The organism is Williamsia maris (assembly GCF_024171815.1).
Lineage (GTDB): Bacteria > Actinomycetota > Actinomycetes > Mycobacteriales > Mycobacteriaceae > Williamsia_A > Williamsia_A maris.
This window is the reverse complement of the sequence record NZ_JAMTCJ010000001.1, coordinates 74,496-86,872: the sequence shown is the minus strand read 5'-3', so window position 1 is coordinate 86,872 and position 12,377 is coordinate 74,496. Positions and strand designations below refer to the sequence as shown.

At 70.1% G+C, this 12,377-nt stretch carries 12 protein-coding genes; 7 read left to right on the top strand and 5 right to left on the bottom strand.

Annotation, left to right across the window (positions count from 1 at the left end; translation table 11 throughout):
• The first annotated feature begins 149 nt into the window (after positions 1-149).
• A complete protein-coding gene (locus LX13_RS00385; RefSeq protein ID WP_253660504.1) occupies positions 150-1,391 on the top strand; it encodes a 5-(carboxyamino)imidazole ribonucleotide synthase in 1,242 nt (413 codons plus the stop codon).
• Positions 1,384-1,938: a 5-(carboxyamino)imidazole ribonucleotide mutase gene (purE, locus tag LX13_RS00380; RefSeq protein ID WP_253659349.1), complete on the top strand. Its 555-nt coding sequence runs from the start codon at positions 1,384-1,386 to the stop codon at positions 1,936-1,938. The genes LX13_RS00385 and purE overlap by 8 nt, the downstream gene beginning before the upstream one ends.
• Positions 1,939-2,078: 140 nt before the next feature.
• Here purE and LX13_RS00375 read toward each other — a convergent pair whose 3' ends face one another.
• Both LX13_RS00375 and LX13_RS00370 read right to left on the bottom strand, forming a co-directional pair.
• Complete coding sequence (locus LX13_RS00375; protein ID WP_253659348.1) at positions 2,079-2,957, bottom strand: type IV toxin-antitoxin system AbiEi family antitoxin; 879 nt, start codon at positions 2,955-2,957, stop codon at positions 2,079-2,081.
• A 120-nt stretch (positions 2,958-3,077) separates the two neighbouring features.
• Positions 3,078-3,902, bottom strand: coding sequence for a dienelactone hydrolase family protein (locus LX13_RS00370; protein ID WP_253659347.1), 825 nt, complete (start codon positions 3,900-3,902; stop codon positions 3,078-3,080).
• A gap of 160 nt (positions 3,903-4,062) precedes the next feature.
• Here LX13_RS00370 and LX13_RS00365 point away from each other — a divergent pair, with 160 nt between their 5' ends.
• Positions 4,063-5,223, top strand: a complete 1,161-nt coding sequence (locus tag LX13_RS00365) for an acyl-CoA dehydrogenase (RefSeq protein WP_253659346.1) — start codon at positions 4,063-4,065, stop codon at positions 5,221-5,223.
• 51 nt (positions 5,224-5,274) lie between these two features.
• Here the strand turns inward: LX13_RS00365 and LX13_RS00360 are convergent, their stop codons facing one another.
• Positions 5,275-5,997, bottom strand: a complete 723-nt coding sequence (locus tag LX13_RS00360; RefSeq protein ID WP_253659345.1) for a TIGR03089 family protein — start codon at positions 5,995-5,997, stop codon at positions 5,275-5,277.
• A gap of 16 nt (positions 5,998-6,013) precedes the next feature.
• Entirely contained in the window at positions 6,014-7,669 is a 1,656-nt protein-coding gene (locus tag LX13_RS00355; protein ID WP_253659344.1) for an LCP family protein, read from the bottom strand.
• A 150-nt stretch (positions 7,670-7,819) separates the two neighbouring features.
• On the opposite strand from LX13_RS00355, the gene rfbD reads away from it, so the two are divergent.
• The 4 genes from rfbD to LX13_RS00335 are packed head-to-tail and all read left to right on the top strand — an operon-like array spanning position 7,820 to position 11,550.
• Complete coding sequence (gene rfbD, locus LX13_RS00350; protein ID WP_253659343.1) at positions 7,820-8,737, top strand: dTDP-4-dehydrorhamnose reductase; 918 nt, start codon at positions 7,820-7,822, stop codon at positions 8,735-8,737.
• Positions 8,727-9,644: a glycosyltransferase family 2 protein gene (locus LX13_RS00345; RefSeq protein WP_253659342.1), complete on the top strand. Its 918-nt coding sequence runs from the start codon at positions 8,727-8,729 to the stop codon at positions 9,642-9,644. Before rfbD ends, LX13_RS00345 begins: the two co-directional genes overlap by 11 nt.
• Entirely contained in the window at positions 9,645-10,754 is a 1,110-nt protein-coding gene (manB, locus tag LX13_RS00340) for a mannose-1-phosphate guanylyltransferase (protein WP_253659341.1), read from the top strand.
• A complete protein-coding gene (locus LX13_RS00335) occupies positions 10,747-11,550 on the top strand; it encodes an SGNH/GDSL hydrolase family protein (protein WP_253659340.1) in 804 nt (267 codons plus the stop codon). The genes manB and LX13_RS00335 overlap by 8 nt, the downstream gene beginning before the upstream one ends.
• 24 nt (positions 11,551-11,574) lie before the next feature.
• Here the strand turns inward: LX13_RS00335 and LX13_RS00330 are convergent, their stop codons facing one another.
• Entirely contained in the window at positions 11,575-12,249 is a 675-nt protein-coding gene (locus LX13_RS00330) for an O-methyltransferase (protein WP_253659339.1), read from the bottom strand.
• Between the last annotated feature and the right edge of the window lie 128 nt (positions 12,250-12,377).

Here is a 12,377-nt window from a genome sequence, read left to right as displayed (position 1 = left end):
GTCCAGAGTGTACGAAACTATCGCGCATTCGCCCCCATCGAACGGGCTGACCGGGCGCTTTGGGTGTGTTGTGCGGTGGTCGTGACACCATTACCGCCGTGAGCAGTGAGACCCCCGAGAGTCGGCGTCCGTCCCCGAGCAGCGGCGGTATGCCCGTCGTGGCGATGGTGGGTGGCGGGCAGTTGGCCCGGATGACCCATCAGGCCGCGGTGGCGCTCGGCCAGCGGCTGCGTGTCCTCGCCGCCTCGCACGACGAACCGGCCGCGCTGGTGACCCCGGACGTCGTCCTGGGCACCCACACCGAACTCGACGATCTGCGACGACTGGCCGACGGCGCCACCGTGGTCACCTTCGACCACGAGGGCGTCCCCACCGAGCACCTGTTCGCGCTGGTCGAGCAGGGCGTCACCGTCGCGCCGCCGCCGCAGGCCCTGCTCTACGCGCAGGACAAGCTGGCGATGCGCCGTCGGTTGTCGGAGATGGGCCTGCCGATCCCCGATTTCGCCGATCTGGCGCCGGCCGACGACGCCGCGGTCGACGCGCGTGCAGTCCTCGACGACTTCTGGACCCGGCACGACGGTCAGGTCGTCCTGAAGGCGATCCGCGGCGGGTACGACGGCCGCGGGGTCTGGATGCCCGACAGCCTCGACGAGGCCCGGCAGATCCTCGCCGACTCCCGCACCTCCGACTCCGCCCTGATCGCCGAGCAGAAGGTGTCGATGCGTCGCGAGTTGTCGGCGATGGTGGCCCGGTCGGAGTTCGGCCAGGGTGCGGTGTGGCCGGTCGTGGAGACGGTGCAGCGCAACGGGCAGTGCGCCGTGGTCATCGCGCCCGCCCCCGACCTGTCCGACGACCTCGCCGAGGAGGCGGAACGGATCGCGCTGCGGCTCGCCGCCGAACTCGGCGTGGTCGGTGTGATGGCGGTCGAGCTGTTCGAGACCGCCCAGCCCGGACCCGACGGCGGTCGGCTGTTGATCAACGAGCTCGCGATGCGCCCGCACAACAGCGGGCACTGGAGCATGGACGGTGCTGTCACCGGCCAGTTCGAGCAGCACCTGCGAGCGGTCCTGGACTATCCACTCGGTGACACCCGCAGTCGTGCGCCCGTGACCGTGATGGGCAACATCCTGGGCGCGGCGCAGGCGCCGGCGATGTCGATGGACGAGCGGCTGCATCATCTGATGGCGCGAATGCCCGACGCGAAGGTGCACCTGTACGCCAAGGGCGAGCGTCCGGATCGGAAGATCGGTCACGTCAACGTCGTCGGTGGTCCCGGCTCGATCACCGACCCCGACTACGTGGCCGCCGTGCGTGAGCGCGCCGAACGGGCCGCACACTGGATGTCGAACGCGGTATGGACCGACGGATGGGATGAACACAGCGATGGCTGAATCGACGGGACCCGCCCCCGCGGGCGATCCGGTGGGCACCAGCCCGTCGGGGCCGCGGGTGGGTCTGATCATGGGCAGCGACTCCGACTGGCCCACGATGGAGGCCGCGGCGCAGGCCCTCGCCGAGTTCGAGGTGCCGTTCGAGGTCGGTGTCGTCTCGGCGCACCGCACGCCGCAGCGCATGCTCGACTACGCCGCGGGAGCGGCCGATCGCGGGATCTCGGTGATCATCGCCGGCGCCGGTGGTGCCGCGCACCTGCCGGGCATGGTGGCCTCGGCGACGCCGCTCCCGGTGATCGGCGTGCCGGTCCCGCTGAAATACCTCGACGGGATGGACTCACTGCTGTCGATCGTGCAGATGCCCGCGGGCGTCCCGGTCGCGACCGTCTCCATCGGCGGTGCCCGCAACGCGGGTCTGCTGGCGGTCCGGATCCTCGCGACAGGTGATCGGGTCCTGCTGGCGCGGATGCAGGCGTTCCAGCGTGAGCTCGAGACGGTGGTGCTGGAGAAGGACGTCGCCCTCCGGCGCACACTGCTCGGCGACTGACCGCCGACCGTCCCGATCACCGACGCCCGCCCTCCCGTGTTGGGCCGTTGTTCTCCCGTGTTGGGTCCTCGTTTGACCGCGTTGGGCCCTGGTTCCCGCGCGTTGGGCCGTTGTCACCGCCTGTTGGGTCGTCGTTGCCCTCACGGGCGGTAGCCACGCTGCCGCATCGCGTTCTCGATGGTGTTGATCACCGCGCAGGGGTCGCGCGACAACAGGGTTCCCGCGACCCGGATCGCCTCCCAGCCCCTGTCGCGCGCGGCTCGATCGCGACGTGCGTCATGGGCGCGTTGCTCGTCGGAGGTGTGGAATTCGATTCCGTCGTAGTCGATTCCGAGCTTGTATCGCTTGTAGCCGAGGTCGAACCGGGCGATCATGCGGCCGTCGGTGTCGGTCAGCACGATCTGCGAGTCCGGTCGCGGTAGATGGTTGCGGATCATGACCAGGCGCAGCCAACTCTCACCCGGTGATTCCGCTGCGGGGTCGATGTGGTGGATGAGTTCGCGCATCTGCGGGACTCCGTGGGTTCGCGGGTGTGCCCGGGTGTAGGACCACAGCTCGGTCAGACTCAGCTGCGTCGCCCGCACGAGATCGTCCAACCGCGCCAGTGCCATCCAGTCCGGGCGTCGCCGGCCGAGGTCGTAGGCCGTCCGCACCGGTGACGTGACGCGAATACCCTCGACCATCTCGATGTCGCCCGGTCCGAGTTGGTCGGTGCGGATCACGCGGACCGATCCGCGCATCCGTCCCTGACCGTCCAGACCTCGGATGAGTTCCACATCGTGGTCCTCGTCGACGAACGTCGTGCCGTGCAGGATGGCCGCGCTCAGTCCGGCCACCACGGCGCCGTCGCCGGCTCTCATGGCCGCGGCCCGGATCCGGTCTGTCGTCGACAGTTCGGACGCCAAGGGCGTGTAGATGCCGCGGTGCAGGCGGTGGTGATCGCGGCGGACGTCGGTCGCATGTGCGTCGGACCGGATGATCCGCCCTGAGGATTCGGCGGTGGGCTCGGGAGATGTCATGCGTTGTTCGACGCACGGATCGCCAGAACGGTTCAGTGGCCCAACACGGAGGAACTAGGGCCCAACACGGAGGAACGAGGGCCCAACACCGAGGAACGAGGGCCCGACGCGGGGGCGGGGTCAGGCGGGGGTCAGCAGCCGCCTACGGAACAGGTCGAGCACCTCGTCCAACGCCGCGCGGGTCGGCTGGCCGGGCTCGTCGATCAGTCCCTCGGTGACCACCGAGTGCGGCGGTCCCATCGCGTCCGGGTTTGCCGAGGAGTCCGGGAGCTCGACGGCGGTGAACGCGTCGCCGAGCTGTTCGCGCAACCATCCGAACCGCGCGGACGGGCACATCCGATCGCCCTGGAAGCGGAGCCCGAGCACGGTCAGATCTCCGGCGGCACAACGCCCCCTGACCTTCTCGAGGTCTCCGGGGTCGATGTCGATGGAGCGGGCCCGCCGGCCCGACATCGCGAACGGCAACGACGGCTGCGACAGCACCGGCGCGATCAGCCGGTCGTCCGCGGCCATGGCGAGGGCGAACCCGCCGGTGAAGCACATCCCGATCGCGCCGACGCCGGGTCCGCCGCAGCGCGCGTGCTCCTGGGCGGCGAGTGCGCGCAGCCACGTCACCACCGGTGACGACTTGCCGGTGGCCAGGACGGTGAACTCGCGACTGATGCAGGCGGGGACGATCGCGCGGGTGATGGTGGCGACGGCGCCCAGTGCGGGGATCCGTGCGTCCATCGGGTCCTTGCCGTCGGCGCCGAACAGGTGCGGCATGACCGCGGTGCACCCGATGCCCGCCACCGTCCGCGCGAAGTCGGCCACCTTCGGGGTGATGCCGGGCATCTCGGAGATGACGACGACCGCGGGCCCGGTGCCGAGGCGGTAGACCGGGGCCGTGCGGCCGTGTGCGCTGAACTCGGTACGGTCGAAATCGGCCAATGTGTCGTTGCTCACCGGCGCCGTCCTTCGTGGGTGGTCATCCGGTCAGCCTCGCATCCGGGGCCGGGGCACACCACATGATCTGGGTTACCCGTGAGTAACTATTTCGATCACCGGCGCTAGCATGAAGAGGACGTATCCACCGGTCCACCACAGTTCGCTAGGAGTTTCGCCGATGTCGGGTAACCCGGATTTCGACCTGTTCTCACTGCCCGAGGAACACGACGCGCTGCGTGAGGCCATTCGTGCGCTCACGGAGAAGGAGATCGAGCCGTACGCGGCCGACGTCGACGAGAACTCACGCTTCCCGCAGGAGGCGCTCGACGCCCTGAATGCGTCGGGCTTCAACGCGATCCACGTGCCGGAGGAGTTCGAGGGTCAGGGCGCCGACTCGGTCGCCGCGTGCATCGTCATCGAGGAGGTCGCGCGGGCCGACGCATCGGCCTCGCTGATCCCCGCGGTCAACAAGCTCGGAACCATGGGGCTGATCCTCAACGGCTCCGACGAACTGAAGAAGCAGGTGCTGCCCGATCTCGCGACCGGAGGCGCCCTCGCGTCCTACGGCCTGTCCGAGCGAGAGGCTGGTTCGGACGCCGCCGCGATGCGCACCCGTGCCAAGCAGACCGCCGACGGTTGGGTGCTCAACGGCGCCAAGGCGTGGATCACCAACGGCGGCAAGTCGACCTGGTACACCGTGATGGCGGTGACCGACCCGGAGAAGGGTGCCAACGGCATCTCCGCGTTCATGGTCCACAAGGACGATCCCGGCTTCTCGACCGGCGGCTACGAGCGCAAGCTCGGTATCAAGGGCTCACCGACGGCGGAGTTGTACTTCGAGAACTGCGAGATCCCGGCCGATCGCATCATCGGCGAGCCGGGTACCGGCTTCAAGACCGCCCTGCAGACCCTCGATCACACCCGTCCCACCATCGGCGCGCAGGCGGTCGGTATCGCGCAGGGTGCGTTGGACAAGACCATCGAGTACATCAAGGACCGCAAGCAGTTCGGCAAGACGATCTCGCAGTTCCAGGGCGTCGAGTTCATGATCGCCGACATGGCGATGAACATCGAGGCGGCGCGGTTGATGGTCTACACCTCGGCGGCCCGCGCCGAGCGCGGTGAGAAGAACCTCGGTTTCATCTCGTCGGCCTCGAAGTGTTTCGCCTCCGACGTCGCCATGAAGGTCACCACCGATGCGGTGCAGTTGTTCGGTGGGGCCGGCTACACCCGCGACTTCCCGGTCGAGCGGATGATGCGCGACGCCAAGATCACCCAGATCTACGAGGGCACCAACCAGATCCAGCGGGTCGTGATGTCGCGCGCCCTGCTGCGCTGACACCCGCGGTCGTCACCACGGCGACCACGACCCACGACGGGGCCATCGCGATTACGAGAGTGTCGCGGTGGCCTTTTCGCTCGCCGCACGATCGGTGAGTCGGGCGACGTCGGGATTCGCGATCTGCACCAGGCTCGCGCCGGCGACCGTCACCGACAACAGGTTGGCGACGACATTGTCCGCGGTGTCCCAGTGCCGGGTGGACACGATGCGCGCCCCGGGACCGATGTCCGCGGTGGTTGCGAAATCGCGTGCCGCGGAGATGACGTCGGTGGTGTCGCGGCCCGCGAGGGCGAGCGGTCCCGCCACGACGGGGGCGAACTGGTCACCGTGCACCCGCACCGCGGACCCGAAGTCGGTGATGCCGATGGGCAGACCGGGTACGGGCCGGGCGAACGGGTCCAGCGGCGCCACCGCGACCTCGCCCCCGTGGTCGTTGGCGTCGAGACGGTCGATCGAACAGAAGGCGCCCGCTGCTGCGTCGGACGGACCGATGACGACCTCGCATCCGGCCCACCACGCGCCGAGCAGGATCGCGAACGTCTGCCAGTGGACGGGCAGGTCGACGGCGACCAGATCCCCCGGGGCGAGCCCGAACTCGTCGCGGATCATGTTGGCCGTCTTGGCCGCCCAGTTCGCGGTGGTGATGGTGGACAGCTCGGTCCGCTCACCGCTCGCGTCGTCGTAGAAGGTGATCAACGGGCCCGCGGGGTCGTGCGCCATCGCGTACGCGAAGACCGCGTCGGTGACCGTGGCGTGGGTGGTGGGGGTCATCGGCACGACGCTTTCATCAGTTGACGCATTGCGGCCCGGAACCGGCGGCGGTGATCGGCGGGGCGGTGGTCGCGGCGGCCGGGGTCGCCGGCGCGGCGCCATCCTGCTGCCCCTGCGCGCCGGTGTCGCTGATCGACCCGGGGCCGGTGTAGGAATCGGTGAGCACCAGGCGGAGGTGTCCCGACGGGACCGAGCCGTCGACCCGGACCGGCAGGCCGCCCATCTGCTTGGCCAGATCGGTTGCGCCGGCGTTGTTCTCCGACGTCGCGATGTAGCTGTCGGCGTCGTTCGTGCCCTTGGTGTCGGTCGTGCCGCGGGTGTAGCCCTTGGCCGCGACGATGCCCGAGACGTTCGTCGCGAGTCCGTCCACGGTCCCGGCGTTGGTCACGTCGACGGTGTACTCGTCGCGCGCCAGGGCGCCCTTCTTCGACGTCAACAGGGCCGCGGTGAACCGGTGCACGGCGGCCGGGTCGACGGTGACGACCGACTGCTCACCGTCCTCGCTCCAGCCCTGCTCGTCGGTGACCGGGATGGTCGCGAACTTCACCTTGCCGCCGGTGAGGTCCTTCAGTTGCTCGACGAACTTGAGGATGTCCCAGTTGTCGTCGATGACGATGGACCGCGACACCGCGTCCTGCAACGCGCTCAGCTTGCCGGGATCGGTCAGCGTCCCGGCCGAGAGCACCTTCTGCGCGAGTGAGGCCATGAACACCTGCTGGCGCACGATGCGGTCGAGGTCGCCGCGGGGGAGGTCGTGACGCTGTCGGACGAAGCTCAGGGCCTTGGCGCCGTCGAGGGTCTGTCGCCCCGCCCGGAAGCGCGCACCCGACAGGGGCTCGTTCACCGGGTTGCGCAGGCAGACGTCCACACCGTTCACGGCGTTGGTGAGCAACACGAACCCGACCAGTCCGACCTCGGCGTACCGATCGACCTGCACGCCGGTCAGCTGCGCGACGGTCTGGATCAGGGCCTTGCGGCCGGCCACCGTCGCCTCCTTCTCGGCCTCGGCGGGATCGGTACCGGCCTCGACGAGCGCGGCCCGCTTGGTCTCCTTGGTGGCGCCGTAGGCGGCGTTGATCTTGCTCATGCCGATCCCGGGGACGTCGACGTAGGAATCGCGGGGGATCGAGATCGCCGTCGCCGACGACCCGTCGTTGGGGATCCGGATCAGCAGGATGGTGTCGGTGTTGGTGGCGACCTCGTCGCCGGCGTGCAGCTGGGCGGCCTCGGACGCCGACAGCGGGTTGCCCTGTGCGTCGACCCGGGAGTCGGTACCGACCATCAGGATGTCGACGGCGCCGTCCCGGCCGTCACCGAGTTGCAGTCCGTCGAGGCGGGTCACCCCGTTCTGCAGCGAGGTGATGCTGCTCCACGCGAACCCCGTGATCAGCAGGACGACCACCGACAGCAGCGCGACGGCGACCCGTCCGACGTTGCCCGACAGGGTCAGGGCGCCGTTACGGGGAGGCCCGACCGGTGGGGTGGGCGCCTGCGCCGGGGTCGGGTTGCCCGACCTCGGGGTGGTGCCGGGTGCCGCGGCGGCTCGCGACGACGCTTGACGCGCGCCGGCTCCGGATCGGGTCGCACCGGTCGACGGACGGGGCCGACGCCGTTCGCCGGGGTCCCGGGGTGCGGCACGACGCGCACGCCGATCGTCGGGTGGCTGGTGCACGTGACCCTTTCGACTTCTGAGATGGCAGAGATGTACTGGCTGTTCCCCGGGGTCTCACGCTACTGGGGGTGACGGGGTCGATCGGGGAGCGCAACGCCGGGCGGCGGGGTCCAATATGCTCACGGCGATGTCTGACCAGGAGGGGCGGGTGTGACGAATTCGACGAGACCGGGCCGGTTGTTCGTCACCGGCGCCGGGGGGCAGGTCGGCCGTCTGCTGGCCGCCACGCCCGGGGCGATCGGACTCGGTCGCACCGACCTCGACATCTCCGACGCCGGCGCGCCCGCACGGGTCCTCGCCGACCTGGGGCCGCACGACGTGGTCGTGAACTGCGCGGCCTACACCGCGGTGGACGCTGCGGAGACCGATGTCGCGATGGCCGAGGCCGCCAACGTCGCGGGTCCCGCCGCGCTCGCCCGCGTCACGGCGGCCGCGGGCGCCTGGCTGATCCACCTGTCCACCGACTACGTCTTCTCCGCCCCCGCGACCAGGGACCGGCCGTTGGAGCCGGCCGACCTCGATCCCGACGCGACGCCGGCCACCGTCTACGGGCGGACCAAGCTGGCCGGTGAGCGCGCCGCGCGCGCGGCCGACCCGCGGACGACGATCGTGCGGACCGCGTGGGTCTACACCGGCGCCGACAGGGGCTCCGACTTCGTCTCCACGATGCGCCGCCTCGAGACCGAGCGCGACACGATCGGGGTGGTCGACGACCAGATCGGGTCGCCGACCTACGCCGTCGACCTCGCCGCCGGGCTGCTCCAGCTCGCGCAGACGCCGCCCGACCACCTGTCCCGCGTGACGGGTGCCGTGCTGCACGCCACCAACGCGGGCCGATGCAGCTGGTTCGACCTCGCCCGGGCCGTGTTCGTCGGTGTCGGGGCCGATCCCGATCGCGTCCGACCGGTCACGACCGCCGAGTTCCCGCGCCCGGCACCACGTCCGGCCTATTCGGTGTTGTCCGGCGTGTCGTGGGCGGATGCGGGGTTGCGGCCGCTGCGCGAGTGGCGCCCCGCCCTGGACATGGCGCTGCACACACGTTCGTTACCCTTGCCCCGTGACAGCTGAGTTGGCCGTGGTGACGGTGACCTATTCCTCCGGCGACCACCTCTCCAACTTCCTGCGCAGCCTCTCCACGGCGACCACGGTCGAACACGAGGTGGTCATCGCCGACAACGGATCCACCGACGGCGCGCCCGAGGCCGCCGAGCGGGACTTCGACAACGTCACCCTGCTGCGTACCGGGGCCAACATCGGCTACGGCGGCGCCTCGAACCGCGCGGTCGCGGCGACCGATCCGGCGACGGAGTTCGTGATCGTCGCCAACCCCGACGTCGAGTGGGTGCCCGGTTCCATCGACGAGATGCTCGCCGTCGCCCGCCGATGGCCGCGCGCCGGAGCGGTCGGACCGCTGATCCGTGAACCCGACGGCACGGTCTACCCCTCGGCGCGCCGCGTCCCCGACCTCGTGTCGGGAACCGGACACGCCCTGCTGGGCCGGGTGTGGAAGTCGAACCCGTGGACCGCCGGCTACCGACAGGACGACGAGGCCATCGCCGAGCGCACCGTCGGATGGCTCTCCGGTTCGTGTCTGCTGCTGCGCCGCGCGGCCTTCGAGTCGATCAACGGCTTCGACTCCCGCTACTTCATGTACATGGAGGACGTCGACCTCGGTGACCGCCTCGCGCGCGCGGGGTGGCTCAACGTGTTCGCACCCAGCGCCGAGGTGATCCACCGCAAGGGCCACGTCGCCGGTGAACACCCGGAACTGATGCTGCCCGCGCACCACGAGAGCGCCTACCGCTTCCAGGCCGACCGGCATCCGGGAGCACGCTGGGCCCCGCTGCGGGCGGGGCTGCGCGCCGGCCTGTGGGTTCGGTCACGAATGGCGGTCGCATCTGCCCGACGGACCACGACCAGCCGGCCGGATTCGCCTATCGTGAATCCACCATCGACACCTCCGAGGGAGGCCTGAGTGTCAGAGTTCGACAGCGCTGCCGACAAGTCGGCAGGCGCACCCGCCGTTCAAGCAGTGATCCTGGTGGGAGGCAAAGGAACTCGGCTACGCCCGCTGACCCTGTCGGCGCCCAAGCCCATGCTCCCGACCGCGGGCGTGCCCTTCCTGACGCATTTGCTGTCGCGGATCCAGGCCGCGGGCATCACCGACGTCGTGCTCGGCACCTCGTTCAAGGCCGAGGTGTTCGAGGACCACTTCGGTGACGGCTACAAACTCGGGATGCAGATCCGCTACGTCACCGAGACCGAGCCCATGGGCACCGGCGGCGCCATCCGCAACGTGCTGGGCGAGCTGACCGCGGACACGATCCTGGTGTTCAACGGAGACGTCCTCGGCGGCACCGACGTACGGGCGGTCCTCGACACGCACCACACCTCCGGCGCCGACGTCACCATCCACCTCGTGCGGGTCGGCGACCCCCGCGCGTTCGGATGCGTCCCCACCGACGACAACGGTCGCGTGACCGCCTTCCTGGAGAAGACGCAGGATCCGCCGACCGATCAGATCAACGCCGGCTGCTACGTCTTCAAGCGGTCGGTCATCGAGGAGATCGACGCCGACCGTCCCGTGTCGGTCGAGCGCGAGGTGTTCCCGAACCTGTTGGCCCACGGCCGTCACGTACACGCCCACGTCGACGCGGGGTACTGGCGCGACATGGGTACCCCCGAGGACTTCGTGCAGGGCTCGGCGGATCTGGTGCGCGGCATCGCCCCGTCGCCGGCGCTGTCGGGTCAGCGCGGCGAGTCCCTCGTGCACGAGGGTGCGGGCGTCGCCCCCGGAGCCGTCCTCATCGGCGGCACGGTCGTCGGGCGCGGCGCGGAGATCGGCGCGCGGGTGCGTCTCGACGGTGCCGTGGTGTTCGACGGCGCGGTGATCGAGGCAGGCGCGGTGGTCGAGCGCAGCATCATCGGTTTCGGCGCCCGGATCGGTCCCCGAGCCCTGGTCCGCGACGGCGTGATCGGTGACGGTGCCGACATCGGCGCACGCTGTGAACTGCTCCGCGGCGCCCGGGTCTGGCCCGGTGTGACCATCCCCGACGGCGGGGTGCGCTTCTCCACCGATGTCTGACACCGAACCGGCCGTGCGCCGGTTCGTCGTCATCGGCGACTCGTTCCCCGAGGGGGTCGGGGACCCGGAACCGCGCTGCCCGAACGGGGTTCGTGGCTGGGCGGATCGGATGGCCGAGGTGCTCGCGCGTCGTACCGTCGAGACCGGTGTCGCACCGACGCGCTATGCGAACCTCGCGATCCGTGGGAAGTTGCTCGGCCCGGTCGTCGACGACCAGCTCGAGCCTGCGGTGGCGATGACCCCTGATCTCGTCGGGATGTGCGCGGGCGCAAACGATCTGCTGCGCCCGTCGGTCGACATCGACGCCATCATCGCGCGCTACGACGACGCGTTGGGCGCCCTGGTCGACACGGGTGCGCGCGTCTTCACGTTCACGGCATTCGACACCGGGGGCCGACCGCTGTTCGCCGCGATGCGCGGCCGGTTCGCGATCTACAACGAACTACTGCGCGAGGTCGTCGAACGTCGCGGCGTGGACCTGGTCGACTTCTGGCGCATGCACGAGTTCTCCGACCGCCGGATGTGGGAGTTCGACCGCATGCATCTGTCGTCGGCGGGCCATCACCAGATGGCGATCCGGGTGTTGGAGTCGCTGGGCATCGACCACGACCTCGTGCCGGTGGCGTTCGGTCCTCCCGAGACCATGACGGCGGCGCAGCGGCGAAAAGACAACCGTCAGTGGGCCGCTCAGGCGGCCGCGCCGTGGATCGGCCGGCGACTGCGCGGCCGGTCCCGCGGCGACAACATGGCCCCCAAATACCCGGATCTCACCGAGTTGGTCCCGGCGACACGGTGATCGACGCGGCGGTCCGAGGGTGGTTCAGTCCAGCGGAGCGGGACGCTCGGCCCTGGTGGCCGCGAGCAGTCCGCGTCCGAGCGGGATCACCACCGGCAGCAGCGCATCGTCCTCGGAGATGAGCAGTGCGGCCTCTCGCGCCGCGACGGTGTCGGGGTCGGTGGCCGACGGGTCGGCGATCCGGCCGTCTGCTGTCGCGTTGTGTACCAGCAGGACACCGCCGGATCGCAACAGCCGCAACCCCTCACGGACGTAGCGCGGCTGGTCGATGACGGCGCCGTCGACGAAGACGAGGTCGTAGGAGTCGTCGGCGAGGCGGGGGAGCACCTCGGCGGCGCGGCCGTTGATCAGTCGTGTCCGCGAGGCCGCGACGCCGGCGGCGGCGAATCCGAGCTTGGCCGCGCGTTGGTGTTCGGACTCCGGGTCGATCGTGGTGAGCACCCCGTCGGCGCGCATCCCGCCCAGCAGCCACAGACCGCTGACGCCTGCGCCCGTACCGATCTCGACCACCGACCGTGCGTCGACGAGCCGGGCGAGCAGGCAGAGCGCCGCGCCGACGGCGGGGGAGATGGCGGGCGCGCCGAGCTCCTGGGCGCGTTCGCGGGCCGCGATCAGCGCGTCGTCCTCGGCGATCGCCGACTCGGCGTAGGCGCGCAGCGAGTGGGGATCGGGTGGGTTCTCACCGGTGGTGTCGGACACAACGATGAGGCTATCCCCCGTGCCGCCGGAGGAGAGAACGCGACTCTCAGGGAAACCTCAGCTCACTCACACTGCTTGCACACGCCGATGTACCAGAGTCATCACCAACAGCAGATGCGGTGGTCTCG